The sequence below is a fragment of the Pseudomonas sp. PvP001 genome (assembly GCF_040546375.1).
GTDB lineage: Bacteria > Pseudomonadota > Gammaproteobacteria > Pseudomonadales > Pseudomonadaceae > Aquipseudomonas > Aquipseudomonas coleopterorum.
This window is the reverse complement of sequence record NZ_JBEPNQ010000001.1, coordinates 966706-984681: the sequence shown is the minus strand read 5'-3', so window position 1 is coordinate 984681 and position 17976 is coordinate 966706. Positions and strand designations below refer to the sequence as shown.

Here is a 17976-nt window from a genome sequence, read left to right as displayed (position 1 = left end):
CCGGGACTGGTCGTGTCAGGGCGGCTCCGTATAATGTCCCTCATCGCCTTCAACTCGACCAAATGGATGGGATATGACTCAAGAGCAGCCGATAGCCGTGCTGGGAGGAGGTAGTTTCGGCACCGCCGTGGCCAACCTGCTGGCCGAGAACGGTCATTCGGTCCGGCAATGGATGCGCGACCCCGAACAGGCCGAAGCCATGCGGGTGAACCGGGAAAACCCGCGCTACCTCAAAGGTATAAAGATCCTGCCAGGGGTGACGCCGGTCACCGACCTGCCTGCGACCATCGCCGGCAGCGAACTGATCTTCGTCGCGCTGCCTTCCAGTGCCCTGCGCAGCGTGCTGGCCGTGCACGCCGGACAGCTGACGGGCAAGATGCTGGTCAGCCTGACCAAGGGTATCGAGGCGCAGACCTTCAAGCTGATGAGCGAGATCCTCGAAGACGTCGCGCCGGGCGCACGCATCGGCGTGCTGTCCGGGCCCAACCTGGCCCGCGAGATCGCCGAGCATGCCTTGACCGCCACCGTGGTGGCGAGCGCCGACGAAGCCCTCTGCGAACGCGTCCAGGCCGTTCTTCACGGCCGCACGTTCCGGGTCTATGCCAGCAGTGACCGCTTCGGCGTCGAACTGGGCGGCGCCTTGAAGAACGTCTACGCGATCATCGCCGGCATGGCCGTGGCATTGGGCATGGGCGAGAACACCAAGAGCATGCTGATCACCCGCGCGCTCGCCGAGATGACCCGCTTCGCCGTCAGCCAGGGCGCCAACCCCATGACGTTCCTTGGCCTGGCCGGGGTCGGTGACCTCATCGTCACCTGTTCCTCGCCCAAGAGCCGCAACTATCAGGTAGGGTTCGCGCTGGGCGAAGGCCTGAGCCTGGAAGACGCCGTGTCGCGCCTGGGCGAAGTGGCCGAAGGGGTCAACACCCTGAAGGTGCTCAAGGCCAAGGCGCAGGAGCTGCAGGTGTACATGCCTCTGGTGGCGGGCCTGCATGCAATCCTCTTCGAAGGGCGTACCCTGAACCAGGTCATCGACCTGCTGATGCGGGCCGAACCCAAGACCGACGTCGACTTCATCTCCACCAGCGGCTTCAACTGAGGAGCAATTCATGAACCGTTCTTTCAACGATCCGGACCGCGAGGCCATCGTACTGCGTGTGCTCTGGATGCTGGTGTTCGTGCTGGTCTGGCAGGTCGCCCAGTTTCTGCTCGGCGCACTGGTGCTGGTGCAACTGATCTACCGTCTGGTCTATGGCGCGCCGAACGCCGGCATGATGGTCTTCGGCGACAGCCTGAGCCAATACCTGGCCCAGATCGGCCGCTTCGGCAGCTTTCACACCGAACACAAACCCTGGCCGTTTTCCGACTGGCCCACGGCGCGCCCGGCCGACGGCGAAGCGGCCCACCCGGCAGGCGCGGGTCGCCCGCTGGCCGATGACGAGCCCAAACCATGAAGCTCTGGGTCCTGCGTCATGGTGAGGCCGTCAGCCATGCCCGCAGCGATGCCGAGCGTGCCCTGACTTCGTTCGGCCAGCAGCAGGCACTGATCAGCGCTGCGCACCTGCACGATCAACCGCTGGACGCCATCCTTGCCAGCCCCTATGTGCGCGCACAACAGACCGCAGCCCTGGTCCATGGCGCCCTGCAGGCGGCTCCACCGATACAGACCGTGCCCTGGCTGACGCCCGACAGCGATCCTCTGGCAGTCATCGGCCATTTGGAGGCGCTGGGTCTGGACAACGTCCTGCTGGTCAGCCACCAGCCGCTGGTCGGCAACCTGCTGAGCCTGCTCGTGCACGGTAACCTGCGTCATCCCGAGCCCATGCAGACGGCCAGCCTGGCCGAGTTGCACGGCGACTGGCCGCTGGCGGGGCTGATGTCCCTGCAAGTAGTTCGTCATCCCTAACCTGTCAGGAATACACCCATGAGCCTGTGGCGCACCGAACCGGATCTGGAACGCTTGAATGCCGCGCAGAAAAACACCATCGGCGAGTTGCTCGACATCCGCTTCGAAAGCTTCGATGGCCAGTCCCTGACCGCCAGCATGGCGGTCGACGCACGTACCCACCAACCGTTCGGCCTGCTCCATGGCGGCGCCTCGGTGGTGCTGGCCGAAAGCCTGGGGTCGATGGCCAGTTTTCTGTGCATCGATACCGAGCGTTTCTATTGTGTGGGCCTGGAAGTCAATGCCAACCATCTGCGTGGGTTGCGCAGCGGCCGCGTGACGGGTGTGGCTCGTGCCGTGCACATAGGCCGTACCACCCACGTATGGGACATCCGCCTGCAAGGCGACGACGGCAAGCCCAGCTGCATTTCACGGCTGACGGTGGCCGTCGTGCCGCTGGGGCAGAACCCTCCGGCCCGCTGAGTCGTGTCTGCGCCGGCCCGCGACATCCGTCTGTCGCTGCCCCATATCGAGCTGGCCGCCCAGGTCTACGGACCCGAAGACGGCAAGCCGGTGCTGGCGCTGCACGGCTGGCTGGACAACGCCAACAGCTTTGCCCGCCTGGCGCCGAAGCTGACTGGGCTGCGCATCGTCGCCCTCGATCTGGCCGGGCACGGATATTCCGGGCATCGCCCGATCGGCGCTGGTTATGCCCTGTGGGATTACGCCCACGACGTGCTGCAGGTAGCCGACCACCTTGGGTGGCGGCGCTTTTCCCTGCTGGGGCACTCGCTGGGCGGGATTGTCGCCACCTTGCTCGCGAGCGCCATGCCCGAGCGAATAGAGCGCCTGGCGCTGATCGACGGTGTGGTGCCGCCGCTCGGCGCTGCCGAGGAGGGGCCACAGCGCCTCGGCGAAGCCCTGCAGGCGCAACAGGCGTTGGCTCATAAGCGCAAATCGGTGTATCCCGATATCGACCGGGCAGTGTCTGCGCGCAGGCATGGGCGTATCGCCGTCAGCCATGAGGCGGCCGAGTTGTTGGCGGCGCGTGGGCTTGAAGCCGTGGCCGGTGGATTCAGCTGGCGCAGCGACAGTCGCCTGACCCTGCCGTCGCCGGTCCGCCTGAGCGAAGAGCAGGCACTGGCGTACGTGCAGGCGATTCGCTGTCCCAGCCTGTTGATCCTCGCGCAGGAGGGCCTGCTGGTGAACGATACCGCGCTGCTGGCCCGGTTGGGGCTCCCTGTGCAGCAGTTGCCCGGAGGCCATCACCTGCACCTGAATGACGACACCGGGGCCGAGCTTGTCGCAGACTGTTTCAATCGCTTTTTTGCGATACCTTGACTTGCAGCGGTCAACTGCCGAGGCTTGTCAGGTTGAAACAGGAGAAGACCCCCGATGGAACTCGCTGCTACGCTCGTCTACGGCCCTTTGGCCCTCCACGCCCTGCTGCCCTCATGAACGCCTCCAAGCGGCTGCTGCCGGTACTCGCCGGTTTGCTGTGCACCGCAGCGCTGAGTACCGCCGCGTTCGCGGCCCAGGCGCCGGGGCCGATCGACGCCAAGGTCGTCGACCAGCGCTCTGCGGTCGACAAGGACCGCATCTATCCGTTGGGGTCGCTGCGCAAGATCAGCGGCAAGCTGCGCATGGACGGCCAGGTCAACGCCAAGGGCCAGGTCAGTTCCACCACCTACGAGCTTCCCGAAACTCAGACGGCGGGCCAGGCGTTCAACGACGCGCGCGAAGCCTTGCAGCAGGGTGGGGCGCATACGCTGTACTGGTGTCAGGCGCGCGACTGTGGTGAAAGCAGCTTGTGGGTCAACGATGTCTTCGACGGCGCACGGCTGTCGGGGGCCGACGATCAGCAGGCGTTCGTGCTGCTGCGCCAGGCCGCCCCGGACGACAACACCCTGACCGCCCTCTACGCCATCACCCGCGGCAACCGTCGCGCCTATCTGCACGTCGAAACCTTCGTCGCCGATGCGCCGCTGGGTACCTTGCTGCCCACGCCGGCCACGGTGCTGCATGAACTGCGCAGCACCGGCGATCTCGACTATCCCGCCCTTGGCGAAACCCCCGACGACACCTGGGTGGCCTTGCTGGCCCGCAGTCTGCAACTCGACAGCTCGATTCGCGCAAGCGTCTCCGGCGTCTCGCCTGCCTCGGCGGCCGCCTGGCGCGATGCCCTGGTAGCCAAGGGCGTGCGCGCGGCCCGTCTGGAAACCGGAAGCGAGAGCGTCAAGGGGCTGCACCTGGAAATCATTCGTTGAGCCTGTTTCGGCCTTTGGAGCCTGAATGCTGAGTAACGACCGCCTCCTGGTCCAGATCGTCTTGCTGGCCTTGCTCGGTGCCTGCCTTTGGGTATTGGCGCCGTTCTGCTCGGCGTTGCTATGGGGGGCGATCCTGGCCTATGCCAGCTGGCCGCTGATGCGTCTGCTGACCCGCTGGCTCAACGGCCGCGAGTCGCTGGCCGCGGGCATTCTCACCGGCTGCTGGATGTTGCTGGTGGTCTTGCCGCTGGTGTGGCTGGGTTTCAACCTGGCCGACCATGTGCGCGATGCGACGGCCTTCATCCGTGATGTCCAGGTCGATGGGCTACCTGATGCGCCCGATTGGCTGGCGGGCATTCCTCTGGTCGGTGGCAGCCTGGTCGGCCTGTGGAACACCCTCGACGAGCAGGGCGCGGCGCTTCTGGCCAGTGTGCGGCCGTACCTGGGGCAGGTCGGCAACTTTCTGCTGGCCCGCAGCGCGCAGATCGGTGGCGGGATTCTCGAACTTACCCTGAGTCTGGTCTTCGTGTTCTTTTTCTATCGCGACGGGCCGCGGATGGCGGCCTTCGTGCTCAGGCTGCTGGAACGGCTGATCGGCGAACGTGCCGGGTACTACATCGACCTGGTGGCCGCCACGGTGCAACGGGTGGTCAACGGGGTGATCGGCACCGCCGCCGCCCAGGCGATCCTGGCCTTGATCGGCTTTCTCATTGCCGGTGTGCCGGGGGCCCTGGTGCTGGGCATCGTCACCTTCCTGCTCAGCCTGATTCCCATGGGACCGCCACTGGCCTGGATCCCGGCCACGGCCTGGCTGGTGTGGCATGGCGACTACGGTTATGCGATTTTCCTCGGCATCTGGGGGACCTTCGTCATCAGTGGCGTGGACAACGTGCTCAAGCCCTACCTGATCAGTCGCGGCGGCAACCTGCCTCTGGTGATCGTGCTGCTGGGGGTGTTCGGCGGGCTGCTGGCGTTCGGCTTCATCGGCCTGTTCATCGGCCCCACCTTGCTGGCAGTGGCCTACAGCCTGTTGCATGACTGGACCCACACCGAACACAAACCGCTCTAGGCTCTGTGCGAAAAGCCTTGATACTCGGTGATGCTGCGTTGAAAACAGCCTCGGAATGCTCATTTACAGCCCGTAAACTCCGCTTCCTCGGCTGTTTTCGCCTTGCCTGACCTTCGTCTCAAGACTTTTCACACAGACCCTAGATTCCCACCCGGTGGGGATCATTTTGGATACAGCGGCGGCAACCCGGCGTTGTCAGCGGCCGGATCCAGGGCCGGGCCGCTGCGCAGGATACTGCCGATCGCGCGCCACAGTTCCTCGCCTTGCCAATACTGGCCACTTTCACTGTAAAGCGCTCCATTGAGTCCATCCAGGGCGTCTGACAACGGCACGAAGCGCGCCGCCATGTCGGCCAGTGTCTCCGGTTGCTGGCGCGCCCAGGCGTCCAGGGCCTGACGAGTGGCCTGGGGGTCATTGGCCTGGCACGCGCGCTTGAGGTCATCGAGCAAGGTGCGCGGGCTCGGTCCGCTTTGCGCTGTGCGCAGCACCGCCGGCTGGCCCCGGGCCCGCCACCACAGCGCAAAGCCGATCATCGTGGTGAACAGCAGCATCACGCTGGCCAGTTTCCAGGGCCACGCCACGTCCGGCTCGGCATCGCCGTTGCCGACCGGCGCATCGACCATCAGGCCGGCGTTGCCGGCGACCTCCAGGCTGCGCGCTGGCAGAGCGGTACGCTCCAGATGGTCTTCGTGGGTATTCCACCAGACCACCTCGACGCTCGGTAATTGCAGGGTGCCGCTGCGTGCGGGTACCAACGCTTCACGCTCCTGGCGGCTGCCGGTCAGGCCTCGCTCATCGGTCTGATTGCTCAGCTGGGGCTGATCCGGGTAGCGGCGCAGGCCTTCCACCTGGGTATCCGGCAGGTCCGGCAGTTGCGCGCTGGAAAGGCCTTCGGCCTTGACCTCCAACGTACGGGTCAGGGAGTCGCCGACCTGGCTGCTGGGCGGATCGGGGTTCCAGCTTTCAGTCAGGCTCAAGCTGCGTGCCGGCAACCAGGGCACATCGGCAGGGTAGGCCCCAGGGACGCCGTTCACGGTCAACGATATCGGTGCGGACGTCACCCGGATCTGCTTGCCTGGCTGCGGCGCGTTGTTGCCGCTCTCGCCCGGTGCGGCCGGTTCGACGGTGGTGGCGGTGAACACCAGCGCCGGAATCGACACCTCGCCACTGCGTTGCGGATAAATGGCATAGCGCGTCTCGATCACGCCGTGGCGGACACCGTTGATGATCTTCTCGAACGTTCGCGACCCACCCAGCGGCTCGACGCGTGCATCGGCCAACTGCAGCGGTGTCAGGTTGCTGTCGTCGTACAGCGGCACCGAGTGATAGATGCGCACGGTCAACACCGCCTGTGCCTGCACATAGACACTGTCGCCATCCAGGGTGGCATCGATGAACACCGGCGCGATGTTCGCCCGCGGCGGCTGGTCACTGTGCAGCACCTGCAAGAGAATCGGCTGGCTGCGCAGCTCGCCCAGTTGCAGGGGGGCGATAGTCACGCTTCCGGTCTGGCGCGGAAGCAGGGTGATGATCCAGCGGGTCGTGGCCTGGTGGTCGCCATCCAGACTGGTGAGGCGGTTGACCTGACGCGTGTCGCGCACCTCGAACGGGCCTTCGAGCGGTGTCAGATCGGGCTTGCCGAACTGCGTGACATCGTTGGTTTCCAGGGTCAGCTCGACCGTTTCCCCCGAGTTGAGCCGCGAGCGATCGACGCTGGCCACCAAGGTGGCGGCCTGCGTCCATTGGGCCAGCACGGCCAGGGTTGCACTGATGCAGAGGGCACTGAGGCGACTCATCGAATCTTGTCCTGATGCTGTTGCTGTTCGTACCAGAATTTACGCCGCAACAGCTCGGCCGGATCGTCCGGAATCTGCCGCAACCATTGCTCCAGAGCTTGGCGTTGCTCGGCATCCAGGCTGGTCTGGGGCGGGCGTTGCGGTGGTCGGGTCGTGGAATCGTCGCCTGGCGGTTGGGTCGGTGGCGAGGATTGTGCCTGATTCTGATCCCCCCCGGCTTGCCCGGCAGGGCTTTCCTGACCGCTCTGGGCCTCGGTGTCCTGGGCGTGCTCGTCGGCCGTGGCGGACGAATTCGGCTCCTGCCCGTCTGGCGCCGTGGCGCCCGGTGCCTGCGGTTTGTCGGGGGGATTGGCGGAAGTTGCGGGAGGTTCGGCCGGCGCCTGGCGCAGCAACTGTTCCACCAGGGCACGGTTTTCCAGCGCTGGCCGCAGGTCCGCTTGGCGCTCCAGGGCCTGGTCGTAGGCGTCCAGCGCCGCTTCCAGCTCGCCGCTGCGGGCCAGGGCGTTGCCGCGGTTGTAGTGGTCACGGGCGCTGTCGCCCTGGGCGAAACGCTCGGCGGCCGCCTCGTAGTCGCCGGCCTCGTACAGCGCCATGCCTTGCCACTGCGCATCGCTAAACCGCCGCGCGGCCTGGGCCGGACGCTGCTGTTCGAGCAAGGCCTGCCCTTGCTGATCACGGCGTAGCCAAAGGTCCTGGAATTCGAAGGCGTAGCCGGGCTGCGGCGCCATCATCAAGCACAGCGGCAGGCAGAACAGCCAGCCGCGACGGCCGGCGAGGGCGGCCAGCAACAGCAGGGGCAGCAGCAACCAGTGGCCTTGATCGGCCCAGCTGTCCAGCTGTTGCGTGGTGCCATTGCTGCGCAACACTGCAGGGCGATCGAACAGTCCGAGGTTGCGCAGATCCAGGTCATCCATACGTGCCTGGCGGTACAGGCCGCCGACGTCGGCGGCGAAGCTGCGCAGCCCGGCCCCGTCGAGGCGGGACAGGCGGATCGCACCTTGTTCGTCCTTGAGGAAATCGCCGTTTTCCTGCTTCACCGGCGCACCGTCGCGGGTGCCGATACCCAGGATCAACAACTGTGGCGAGTGGTTGTCCAGACGCTGGGCAATACCCCTGCGCTCTGCTTCGGACAATTGCGACGTCAGCAGCAGGATGCGTCCCTGGCCCTGTTCGGCCTGGTCGAGCAGTTCGAGGGCCCGTTGTACGCCGAGGTCGGCGCGCTGACCTTCGACCGGCATGATCGAGGGCTTGATCGCCTCCAGCAGGTTGCGGCTGGTGCCCAGGTCGTCGGACAGCGGCACCAGCACGTGGGCGCTACCGGCGTAGACGATCAAGGCGGTCTGCGCATCGCGACGTGCGTTGAGCAGGTCCAGCAGCTTGCGCCGGGCTTGTTCCAGGCGATTGGGCGCCACGTCGGTGGCGAGCATGTCAGGGCTCAGCGCCAGCACTACCACCAGCGGGTCGACGACCGTTCGGCCGGGCTGCTCGATGCGCTGCCAGCTGGGGCCCAACAGGGCTATGCCGGTCAGCAGCCAGGCCAGGCCCAGCACGATCCATGGCGCCTTGCTCTGGCGGCCGCTGCCACCGCCCAGCAATACCGCGTGAAAGTGGCGCGGGAGCAGCAACTGCCAGCGCCCGGCGCGTTTCTGCCGGTGCCACAGTTGCCAGAGTAGCCAGGCCAGCGCAGGCCAGGCCAGTAGCCACCAGGGCCGGAACCAATGCGGCCACGCCTCGATCATTTGCGCCTCCGCAACTGCAGCCGCTCCAGGCGCTCGCGCCACTGCGGTGCGGTCGGCAGAAACCGGCGCTGGCGCAGAAACCGTTGCAGCGGATTGTTCGGCCAGTTCTCGCGCACCACCAGCAATACGCTGAGCAGCAACGCCGCGCTCAACGGCCAGATGTACAGGGCCTGCGCCGGACGCGCTTGGGTGGGCTGCTGGTCGACCGGTTCCAGCGTATCCAGGCTGGCGCCGATGGCCTGCAGCTGGTCGCCGTCGCGGGCACGGAAATACTGACCGCCGGTGATCTGTGCGATCTCTCGCAGGCTCGGCTCGTCCAGATCCAGGCTGGGGTTGAGGCCGAGCATGCTCAGCGCGCCATCGGCGCTGGGGTCGGCGCCGATGCCGATGGTATGGATGCGCACATGCTCCTGAGCCGCCAGACGCGCCGCCGTGATGGGGTGGATCTGACCGCCGTTGTTGGCGCCGTCGGTGACCAGAATCAATACCCGGCTCTGCGCCGGGCGCTGGCGCAGACGCTTGAGCGCCAGGCCGATCGCATCGCCGATCGCGGTGTTTTTGCCGGCGATGCCGATGCGCGCTTCGTCCAGCCATCTACGCACCGTGCGTCGGTCGAAGGTCAGCGGCGCCTGCACATAGGCCTTGCTGCCGAAGAGGATCAAGCCCACCCGATCGCCCTGGCGATGTTCGAGAAAGTCGCCCAGCAGGCGCTGGACCAGCTCCAGCCGGCTGACGTCGTCGTTCTGCCAGCGCATGTCGGGGTAATCCATGGATCCGGACACATCCACCGCCACCAGCAGGTCGCGACCGCTGGCCGCGATGGGCAGTGGATCGCCCAGCCACTGCGGGCGTGCCGCGGCGATCAGCAGCAACAGCCACAGCAATACGTAGGGCGCCTGTTGCGGCCAGGTCGGCAGGCTGATCCGTGCACGGCGCCCGGCCAGCCCTTCGAGTTCATCGAGAAAGCTGACCTTGAGCGCCGCTTCGCCGCTGTCGGCTGGTGGCAACAGCACGCGCAGCAGCCAAGGCAGCGGCAGCAGGGCGAAGACCCACAGCCAGGCGAACTCAAACATGCTTGCGTATCCAGGTTTCGACCGACTGCTGCAGCCCGGCGATGGCCTTGTCGTCGAGCTTGCATTCGGGTTTGTAGACCCCTTCCACCAGCACCATCCAGCGTGTGAGGCCGGCGGCCGGGCAGCGGTTGTCGAGAAATGCCAGCCACTGGCGGCCATTGAGCACATGGCTGTTGGCGTTCGGGTAATGGTTGCGGCACAGGCGCTTGAGCAAACCGTTGATCTGCTGCAACCAGGCGCCTGCCGGGGCGCCGTCGTAGGGCCTGGGCAGGCGTGCCAGCTCTTCCAGCGCGCCCTGGCGCACAGGATCCAGGGGTTGCTCGGCTGCAACAGGCAGCACGGCCTTGCGCCGCCAGCGGTGACGCCAGTGCCAGGCGGCCCATCCCAGCGTCGGCAGTAGCACCGCGAGCAGCCACCAGCCAGGCGCCGGTGGCCAGAGGCCGATCGGTGGCGGCGCGATCAGGGGCTGCAGTTGCTCGAGCGTGCTCATTTGAGTTTGCCCGGCCGTTGCGGATTGAGGTACTCACGCAGTTGCTCGATCATTTCGCTTTGAGTGCTCAGAGGCATCAGCAGCACGCGCAGTTTCTGCGCCAGGCGTTCCCACCGAGCGATGCGCGCCTCGCTCAGGGCGCGATAGGCCAGGCGTATGTCCGGATTCAGCGTATCGATGTCCATCTGCCTGCCGCGCTGGGCGAAGCGCAACAGCCCGGCGGCGGGCAGCGCATGGTCGAGCGGGTCGGAGACCGGCAGCAACAGCAGGTCGCAATGACGCGACAGCAAGCTGAGCTGCTGCTCGGCGCCATCGGTAAGCGCCCGTTCGTCACAGATGACGATGGCCAGGCTGCCGGGGCGCAAGACCTCCCGTGCCCGGCGCAGGGCCATGCCCAGCGAATCTTTCTCCGGCAACGCTTCGGTGTGCAGTGATTGATTCACATGGACCAGGCGGTTGAGCAGCTGCAGCAGGCTCTGCTTGCTGCGCCGGGGCTTGATTTCATAGTGCTCGCCATCGCCGAACACCAGCCCGCCGACCCGGTCGTTATGCCCCAGCGCCGCCCAGCCGATCAGTGCGGCCGCCTGGGCCGCAAGTACCGACTTGAACATCTGCCCGGAGCCGAAGAACAACCGTCGGCTCTGTTCGACAAGAATGAAGATCGGCCGCTCGCGCTCCTCATGGAACAGCTTGGTGTGCGGCTCCTGGGTGCGTGCGGTGACGCGCCAGTCAATGCTGCGCACATCGTCGCCGGCCTGATACACACGCACCTGGTCGAAATCCACACCGCGTCCGCGCAGCTTGGAATGATGCAGACCGATCAACGGACTGCGCTGGGCCGGGGTGGAGAACAACTGCACCTCGCGCACCCGGTGGCGCATTTCGATCAGCTCGGCCAGGCTGATGCGAATGCCAGGCTCTGGCCTCGGCTCCTGGCTCATGGGGTCAGGCGACGGCCACGACGTCGAGGATGCGCTGGATCACGCGATCCTGGTCGACACCGGCGGCCTCTGCCTCGAACGACAGGATGATGCGGTGGCGCAGGACGTCGAAGAGCACGGCCTGGATGTCTTCCGGGCTGACGAAGTCACGTCCCGCCAGCCAGGCGTGGGCCCGCGCGCAACGATCCAGCGAGATGGACCCGCGCGGGCTGGCACCGTAGGCCAGCCACTCGCCGAGTTCGGCGTCGAACTTGCTCGGGGTGCGCGTCGCCATGACCAGTTGCACCAGGTATTCCTCCACCGCGTCGGCCATGTACAGCCCGAGGATCTCCTTGCGCGCGGCGAAAATCGCCTGCTGACTGACCCGCCGCTCCGGCTTGGTTTCGCCATTGAGCGCCTCGCCCCGGGCCTGCTGCAGAATGCGCCGTTCCACGGCTGCATCCGGAAAGCCGATCTTGACGTGCATCAGGAACCGGTCGAGCTGTGCCTCGGGCAGGGGATAGGTGCCTTCCTGCTCGATCGGGTTCTGCGTGGCCATCACCAGGAACAACGGCGACAGGTCGTAGGTGCTGCGCCCGACACTGACCTGACGCTCGGCCATGGCTTCGAGCAGCGCCGACTGGACCTTGGCCGGCGCCCGGTTGATCTCGTCGGCGAGCACCAGGTTATGGAAGATCGGACCCTGCTGGAACACGAAGCTGCCGGTTTCAGGTCGATAGATCTCGGTGCCGGTAATGTCGGCGGGCAGCAGGTCCGGAGTGAACTGGATGCGATGGAATTGCGCTTCGACGCCTTCGGCCAGTTCCTTGATCGCTTTGGTCTTGGCCAGCCCCGGCGCGCCCTCGACCAGCATGTGACCGTCTGCCAGCAGCACGATCAGCAGGCGCTCGACCAGTTTCTCCTGGCCAAGGATCTGCGTGGAAAGAAAGGTTCGCAGCGCGATCAGCGCTTCACGATGTTCCATCGTTGACGGTTCCTGAAGAAGGGACCGAGTACGCGGGTGAGGGCGTCTTGGCCGGGGGCAGCTACTTTAATGCATTGAAGGGTGGGAGAGGAATCGGCGTGTTCGACCGGGCACCCTTGAGTCCCGTAGGAGCGGCCAGTGGCCGCGAACAAGCTTGCACGGCCAAAGAGATCGGTTGGGTCGGCCGGCCATTTCGCGGCCACTGGCCGCTCCTACACGTATGCAGATATACAGGGCGGCGGAGAGCGAGGTCAGTTGATTTCCAATGTCCCGACACCCGCCAGCAAAATCCTCAACGTCTCCCCGATCTCCGCCAGTTCCGCCGCATCGCTGGCATGCTCGATTTCCAGCACATCATCGCCACCGAACACATCGGCATCTGCAGCGGCCACTTCTACCAACAGGCGGCTGGCGCTCAGGGTCACCTTGAGGTCACGCAGCAGGTAAGGGTCTTCGCCGAGGGTGATTTCCAGCTCTTCTTCGTCCGGAAAACGCGTCATCAGAAACATTTCCCCTTCGCTGCCATGGCAGCAGAGCAGGGCCATGTCGTCTTCTTCTTCGTCGCGAGGGTTGGCCATCAGCAGGGAGGCAGTCATGCGCATACGGGAGGTCCCATTGTAGGAAAGTGGCGCGATTATAGCGGTAAAGCTGCAAGGTGGCTGGAACGCCCGTGCCAGCGGGCTCGTACGATAACTCCTGCATGACCGAATATGTCGCCGCACCGCAAGAGTGCATGCCGGGCTCTGGGTAAGCTAGGTCGTTGGACCTCTTGAATGTCGCCCTGCAGCGCCGGATTGGCTATGGTTGATCCGAACCGGGGTGACCTGCGACGCTTCACCCAATAACAAAGCCCAAGCGGAGTACCACAGATGGCGTTCTTCACCGCAGCCAGCAAAGCCGACTTCCAGCATCAACTGCAATCGGCCCTGGCTCAGCACATCAGCGAGCAGCAACTGCCACAAGTGGCGCTGTTCGCCGATCAGTTCTTCGGCATCATCTCGTTGGACGAACTCACCCAGCGTCGCCTCAGCGACCTGGCCGGCTGCACCCTGTCGGCGTGGCGCCTGCTGCAGCGTTTCGATCATGCCAAGCCGCAGGTGCGGGTCTACAACCCCGACTACGAACGTCACGGCTGGCAGTCCACCCACACCGCCGTCGAGGTGCTGCATCACGACCTGCCGTTCCTGGTGGACTCGGTGCGTACCGAGCTCAACCGCCGCGGCTACAGCATTCATACCCTGCAGACCACCGTGCTCAGCGTGCGCCGCGGCAGCCAGGGCGAGCTGCTCGAAGTGCTGGCCAAGGGTGCCCAGGGCGAAGACGTCCTGCATGAATCGCTGATGTACCTGGAAATCGACCGCTGCGCCAACGCCGCCGAACTCAACGTGCTCGCTCGCGAGCTGGAGCAGGTGCTGGGCGAGGTGCGCATCGCGGTGCAGGACTTCGAGCCGATGAAGGCCAAGGTCCGCGAAATGATCACCTTGGTGGAGCAGACCGCGTTCGCCAGCGACGAGCAGGAAAAGGCCGAGATCAAGGCCTTCCTCGAATGGCTGACCGACAACCACTTCACCTTTCTGGGCTACGAGGAATTCGTGGTCGATGCCGACGCCCAGGGCGGTCAGCTCAGCTACGACCCCGCGTCCTTCCTCGGCCTGACCCGGCTGCTGCGCGCCGGCCTGAGCAGCGAAGAACTGCACATCGAAGACTACGCCGTGCAATACCTGCACGAGCCGATGCTGCTGTCCTTCGCCAAGGCGGCCCATCCCAGCCGCGTGCATCGTCCGGCCTATCCGGACTACGTGTCGATCCGCCAGATCGATGCCGACGGCAAGGTGCTCAAGGAATGCCGCTTCATGGGCCTGTACACCTCGTCGGTGTATGGCGAGAGCGTACGCGAGATCCCCTACATTCGCCGCAAGGTCGCCGAGATCGAACGCCGCTCCGGTTTCCATGCCAAGGCGCACCTGGGCAAGGAACTGGCCCAGGTGGTCGAAGTGCTGCCGCGTGACGACCTGTTCCAGACGCCGATCGACGAGCTGTTCAGCACCGTCATGTCGATCGTGCAGATCCAGGAGCGCAACAAGATCCGCGTGTTCCTGCGCAAGGACCCCTACGGCCGTTTCTGCTACTGCCTGGCCTATGTGCCGCGCGACGTCTATTCCACCGAAGTGCGGCAGAAGATCCAGCAGGTGCTGATGGAGCGCCTCAAGGCCACGGACTGCGAGTTCTGGACGTTCTTCTCCGAGTCGGTGCTGGCGCGTGTGCAGCTGATCCTGCGTGTGGATCCGAAGAACCGCATCGACATCGACCCGCAGCAGCTGGAAAACGAAGTGATCCAGGCCTGCCGCTCGTGGCAGGACGACTACGCCAGCCTGACCATCGAAAGCTTCGGCGAGGCCGCCGGCACCAACGTGCTGGCCGATTTCCCGAAAGGCTTCCCGGCCGGTTTCCGCGAGCGCTTCGCGGCGCACTCGGCGGTGGTGGACATGCAGCACCTGCTGGCCCTGTCCGAAGCCCGCCCGCTGGTGATGAGTTTCTATCAGCCACTGGCGCAGAGCGGTGAACGCCAGCTGCACTGCAAGCTGTACCACGCCGACACGCCGCTGGCGCTGTCGGACGTGCTGCCGATCCTGGAGAACCTGGGTCTGCGCGTGCTCGGCGAGTTCCCGTACCGCCTGCGTCATCGCAGCGGCCGCGAGTACTGGATCCACGACTTCGCCTTCACCTACAGCGAAGGCTTGAACCTGGACATTCAGCAACTCAACGACACCCTGCAGGACGCCTTCGTCCATATCGTGCGCGGCGACGCCGAGAACGATGCGTTCAACCGGCTGGTGCTGACCGCGGGCCTGCCGTGGCGCGACGTCGCCCTGCTGCGTGCCTACGCGCGCTACCTCAAGCAGATTCGCCTGGGCTTCGATCTGGGCTACATCGCCAGCACCCTGAACAACCACACCGACATCGCCCGCGAACTGACGCGGTTGTTCAAGACCCGCTTCTACCTGGCACGCAAGCTGGCCGGCGACGACCTGGACGACAAGCAGCAGCGTCTGGAACAGGCGATTCTCACCGCCCTGGACGACGTTCAGGTGCTCAACGAAGACCGCATCCTGCGTCGCTACCTGGACCTGATCAAGGCCACCCTGCGCACCAACTTCTACCAGCCGGACAGCAATGGCCAGGTGAAGTCGTACTTCAGCTTCAAGTTCAACCCCAAGCTGATTCCCGAGCTGCCCAAGCCAGTACCCAAGTTCGAGATCTTCGTCTACTCGCCACGGGTCGAGGGTGTTCACCTGCGTTTCGGCAATGTCGCCCGTGGTGGCCTGCGCTGGTCGGACCGCGAGGAAGACTTCCGCACCGAAGTGCTGGGCCTGGTGAAGGCGCAGCATGTGAAGAACTCGGTGATCGTGCCGGTGGGCGCAAAAGGCGGGTTCGTCCCGCGCCGCCTGCCTCTGGGCGGCAGCCGCGACGAGGTGCAGAACGAGGCGGTGGCCTGCTACCGTATCTTCATCTCCGGGCTGCTCGACATCACCGACAACCTCAAGGATGGCAGCGTCGTGCCGCCGGCCAACGTCGTGCGTCACGACGATGATGACCCGTACCTGGTGGTGGCTGCGGACAAGGGCACCGCGACCTTCTCCGACATCGCCAACGGCATCGCCATCGACTACGGTTTCTGGCTCGGCGATGCGTTCGCCTCGGGCGGTTCGGCAGGCTACGACCACAAGAAGATGGGCATCACCGCCAAGGGTGCCTGGGTCGGCGTGCAGCGGCATTTTCGCGAGCGCGGCATCAATGTGCAGAAAGACAGCATCACCGTCATCGGCATCGGCGACATGGCTGGCGACGTGTTCGGCAATGGCCTGTTGATGTCCGACAAGCTGCAACTGGTGGCGGCGTTCAACCACCTACATATCTTCATCGACCCCAACCCGGAACCGGCCAGCAGCTTCGCCGAACGTCAGCGCCTGTACGACCTGCCGCGCTCGGCGTGGAGCGACTACGACACCTCGATCATGTCCGCTGGCGGCGGGATCTTCTCGCGCAGTGCCAAGAGCATCGCCATCAGCGCGCAGATGAAAGAGCGTTTCGACATCAAGGCCGACAAGCTCACCCCGACCGAACTGCTCAATGCGCTGCTCAAGGCACCGGTCGACCTGCTGTGGAACGGCGGTATCGGTACCTACGTCAAATCCAGCGACGAAAGCCATGCGGATGTGGGCGACAAGGCCAACGATGCGCTGCGCGTCAACGGCAACGAGCTGCGCTGCAAGGTGGTGGGCGAGGGCGGCAACCTGGGCATGACCCAACTGGGGCGTGTCGAGTTCGGCCTCAACGGCGGTGCCACCAACACCGACTTCATCGACAACGCGGCCGGGGTGGATTGCTCCGACCACGAGGTCAACATCAAGATCCTGCTCAACGAAGCCGTGCAGGCCGGCGACATGACCGAGAAGCAGCGCAACCTGCTGCTGGGCAGCATGACCGAGGAAGTCGGCCATCTGGTGCTGGGCAACAACTATAAGCAGACCCAGGCGTTGTCGCTGGCGGCGCGCAAGGCCTATGAGCGCCTGGCTGAGTACCGTCGTCTGATGGCCGACCTCGAGGCGCGTGGCAAGCTCGACCGGGCCATCGAATTCCTGCCGACCGAGGAGCAGCTCAACGAGCGCGTCGCGAACAAGCAGGGCCTGACCCGGGCCGAGCTGTCGGTGCTGATCTCCTACAGCAAGATCGACCTCAACGAGGCGCTGCTGGCCTCGCCGGTGCCCGACGACGTCTACCTGACCCGCGACATGGAAACGGCGTTCCCACCGTCGCTGGTCAGCAAATACGCCGAGGCCATGCGCAGCCACCGCCTCAAGCGCGAGATCGTCAGCACCCAGATCGCCAACGACCTGGTCAACAACATGGGCATCACCTTCGTGCAGCGTTTGAAGGAGTCCACTGGCATGACGCCGGCCAGCGTGGTCGGCGCCTACGCCATCGTGCGCGATATCTTCCACCTGCCGCACTGGTTCCGCCAGATCGAGGCGCTGGACTATCAGGTCTCCGCCGATGTGCAGTTGGCGTTGATGGGCGAGCTGATGCGCCTGGGCCGTCGCGCCACCCGCTGGTTCCTGCGCAGCCGCCGCAACGAGCTGGACGCCGGTCGCGACGTGGCGCACTTCGGTCCGCACATCGCGGCGCTGGGCCTCAAGCTCGACGAACTGCTCGAGGGGCCGACCCGCGAGCGCTGGCAGGCCCGCTACCAGGGCTACGTCGAGTCAGGCGTGCCGGAATTGCTGGCGCGCATGGTCGCCGGCACCAGCCACCTGTACACGCTGCTGCCGATCATCGAGGCGTCGGATGTGACCGGTCAGAATGCCGCCGAAGTGGCCAAGGCGTTCTTCGCCGTGGGCAGCAAGCTGGATCTGACCTGGTACCTGCAGCAGATCAGCAGCCTGCCGGTGGAGAACAACTGGCAGGCGCTGGCCCGCGAGGCTTTCCGCGACGACATCGACCTGCAGCAACGGGCGATCACCATCTCCGTGCTGAAGATGCAGGACGCGCCTGGAGACGTCGAGGAACGCCTGGATCTGTGGCTGGAACAGCATGAGGTGATGGTCAAGCGCTGGCGCGCCATGCTCGACGAGATCAAGGCGGCAACAGGGACCGATTACGCCATGTATGCGGTAGCGAATCGCGAGTTGATGGACCTGGCGTTGAGCGGGGGTGTGCAGGTCAGTTGAGGCCAGCGTTGATTTCTGCAGGT

General features: G+C 65.2%; 15 protein-coding genes. 8 read left to right on the top strand and 7 right to left on the bottom strand.

Annotation, left to right across the window (positions count from 1 at the left end; all coding sequences use genetic code 11):
* Positions 1 to 73: 73 nt before the first annotated feature.
* From ABMD26_RS04450 to ABMD26_RS04420, 7 genes are all read left to right on the top strand, one after another.
* Positions 74 to 1099, top strand: a complete 1026-nt coding sequence (locus ABMD26_RS04450; protein ID WP_122741707.1) for an NAD(P)H-dependent glycerol-3-phosphate dehydrogenase — start codon at positions 74 to 76, stop codon at positions 1097 to 1099.
* A gap of 10 nt (positions 1100 to 1109) precedes the next feature.
* On the top strand, positions 1110 to 1454 hold the full coding sequence (locus ABMD26_RS04445; protein ID WP_354308368.1) for a DUF4389 domain-containing protein: 345 nt from the start codon (positions 1110 to 1112) through the stop codon (positions 1452 to 1454).
* Positions 1451 to 1906 (top strand): phosphohistidine phosphatase SixA, encoded by a 456-nt coding sequence (gene sixA / locus ABMD26_RS04440; protein ID WP_192000058.1) that lies wholly within the window; start codon positions 1451 to 1453, stop codon positions 1904 to 1906. The genes ABMD26_RS04445 and sixA overlap by 4 nt, the downstream gene beginning before the upstream one ends.
* 18 nt (positions 1907 to 1924) lie before the next feature.
* Positions 1925 to 2368 carry a hotdog fold thioesterase gene (locus ABMD26_RS04435; RefSeq protein ID WP_049861008.1) on the top strand — a complete coding sequence of 148 codons (444 nt, stop codon included), beginning with the start codon at positions 1925 to 1927 and terminating at the stop codon, positions 2366 to 2368.
* A gap of 3 nt (positions 2369 to 2371) precedes the next feature.
* Complete coding sequence (locus ABMD26_RS04430) at positions 2372 to 3226, top strand: alpha/beta fold hydrolase (RefSeq protein ID WP_354308365.1); 855 nt, start codon at positions 2372 to 2374, stop codon at positions 3224 to 3226.
* 113 nt (positions 3227 to 3339) lie between these two features.
* Positions 3340 to 4152, top strand: a complete 813-nt coding sequence (locus ABMD26_RS04425) for a DUF4892 domain-containing protein (protein ID WP_192065555.1) — start codon at positions 3340 to 3342, stop codon at positions 4150 to 4152.
* 25 nt (positions 4153 to 4177) lie between these two features.
* Positions 4178 to 5221, top strand: a complete 1044-nt coding sequence (locus ABMD26_RS04420; RefSeq protein ID WP_049861005.1) for an AI-2E family transporter — start codon at positions 4178 to 4180, stop codon at positions 5219 to 5221.
* Positions 5222 to 5382: 161 nt separating this feature from the next.
* Here ABMD26_RS04420 and ABMD26_RS04415 read toward each other — a convergent pair whose 3' ends face one another.
* The 7 genes from ABMD26_RS04415 to ABMD26_RS04385 all read right to left on the bottom strand — a co-directional run bounded on the left by ABMD26_RS04415 (position 5383) and on the right by ABMD26_RS04385 (position 12826).
* Positions 5383 to 7017 carry a BatD family protein gene (locus ABMD26_RS04415; protein WP_354308362.1) on the bottom strand — a complete coding sequence of 545 codons (1635 nt, stop codon included), beginning with the start codon at positions 7015 to 7017 and terminating at the stop codon, positions 5383 to 5385.
* Positions 7014 to 8756: a VWA domain-containing protein gene (locus tag ABMD26_RS04410; RefSeq protein WP_354308360.1), complete on the bottom strand. Its 1743-nt coding sequence runs from the start codon at positions 8754 to 8756 to the stop codon at positions 7014 to 7016. The genes ABMD26_RS04415 and ABMD26_RS04410 overlap by 4 nt, the downstream gene beginning before the upstream one ends.
* Positions 8753 to 9829: a vWA domain-containing protein gene (locus tag ABMD26_RS04405; RefSeq protein ID WP_354308358.1), complete on the bottom strand. Its 1077-nt coding sequence runs from the start codon at positions 9827 to 9829 to the stop codon at positions 8753 to 8755. Before ABMD26_RS04405 ends, ABMD26_RS04410 begins: the two co-directional genes overlap by 4 nt.
* On the bottom strand, positions 9822 to 10319 hold the full coding sequence (locus ABMD26_RS04400; protein WP_192000053.1) for a DUF4381 domain-containing protein: 498 nt from the start codon (positions 10317 to 10319) through the stop codon (positions 9822 to 9824). The genes ABMD26_RS04405 and ABMD26_RS04400 overlap by 8 nt, the downstream gene beginning before the upstream one ends.
* A complete protein-coding gene (locus tag ABMD26_RS04395; RefSeq protein WP_354308355.1) occupies positions 10316 to 11260 on the bottom strand; it encodes a DUF58 domain-containing protein in 945 nt (314 codons plus the stop codon). Before ABMD26_RS04395 ends, ABMD26_RS04400 begins: the two co-directional genes overlap by 4 nt.
* 4 nt (positions 11261 to 11264) lie before the next feature.
* The gene (locus tag ABMD26_RS04390; protein WP_043187645.1) at positions 11265 to 12224 is read right to left on the bottom strand and encodes an AAA family ATPase; all 960 of its coding nucleotides are present in this window, start codon (positions 12222 to 12224) and stop codon (positions 11265 to 11267) included.
* A 251-nt stretch (positions 12225 to 12475) separates the two neighbouring features.
* Positions 12476 to 12826 carry a hypothetical protein gene (locus ABMD26_RS04385; protein ID WP_354308353.1) on the bottom strand — a complete coding sequence of 117 codons (351 nt, stop codon included), beginning with the start codon at positions 12824 to 12826 and terminating at the stop codon, positions 12476 to 12478.
* A 267-nt stretch (positions 12827 to 13093) separates the two neighbouring features.
* Here ABMD26_RS04385 and ABMD26_RS04380 point away from each other — a divergent pair, with 267 nt between their 5' ends.
* A complete protein-coding gene (locus ABMD26_RS04380) occupies positions 13094 to 17953 on the top strand; it encodes an NAD-glutamate dehydrogenase (RefSeq protein ID WP_354308351.1) in 4860 nt (1619 codons plus the stop codon).
* The last annotated feature ends 23 nt before the right edge of the window (positions 17954 to 17976 follow it).

Coding starts and splice junctions, on each gene's coding strand:
- ABMD26_RS04450 (WP_122741707.1), top strand. CDS start 74: ATGACTCAAGAGCAGCCGATAGCCGTGCTGGGAGGAGGTAGTTTCGGC.
- ABMD26_RS04445 (WP_354308368.1), top strand. CDS start 1,110: ATGAACCGTTCTTTCAACGATCCGGACCGCGAGGCCATCGTACTGCGT.
- sixA (WP_192000058.1), top strand. CDS start 1,451: ATGAAGCTCTGGGTCCTGCGTCATGGTGAGGCCGTCAGCCATGCCCGC.
- ABMD26_RS04435 (WP_049861008.1), top strand. CDS start 1,925: ATGAGCCTGTGGCGCACCGAACCGGATCTGGAACGCTTGAATGCCGCG.
- ABMD26_RS04425 (WP_192065555.1), top strand. CDS start 3,340: ATGAACGCCTCCAAGCGGCTGCTGCCGGTACTCGCCGGTTTGCTGTGC.
- ABMD26_RS04420 (WP_049861005.1), top strand. CDS start 4,178: ATGCTGAGTAACGACCGCCTCCTGGTCCAGATCGTCTTGCTGGCCTTG.
- ABMD26_RS04415 (WP_354308362.1), bottom strand. CDS start 7,017: ATGAGTCGCCTCAGTGCCCTCTGCATCAGTGCAACCCTGGCCGTGCTG.
- ABMD26_RS04410 (WP_354308360.1), bottom strand. CDS start 8,756: ATGATCGAGGCGTGGCCGCATTGGTTCCGGCCCTGGTGGCTACTGGCC.
- ABMD26_RS04405 (WP_354308358.1), bottom strand. CDS start 9,829: ATGTTTGAGTTCGCCTGGCTGTGGGTCTTCGCCCTGCTGCCGCTGCCT.
- ABMD26_RS04400 (WP_192000053.1), bottom strand. CDS start 10,319: ATGAGCACGCTCGAGCAACTGCAGCCCCTGATCGCGCCGCCACCGATC.
- ABMD26_RS04395 (WP_354308355.1), bottom strand. CDS start 11,260: ATGAGCCAGGAGCCGAGGCCAGAGCCTGGCATTCGCATCAGCCTGGCC.
- ABMD26_RS04390 (WP_043187645.1), bottom strand. CDS start 12,224: ATGGAACATCGTGAAGCGCTGATCGCGCTGCGAACCTTTCTTTCCACG.
- ABMD26_RS04385 (WP_354308353.1), bottom strand. CDS start 12,826: ATGCGCATGACTGCCTCCCTGCTGATGGCCAACCCTCGCGACGAAGAA.
- ABMD26_RS04380 (WP_354308351.1), top strand. CDS start 13,094: ATGGCGTTCTTCACCGCAGCCAGCAAAGCCGACTTCCAGCATCAACTG.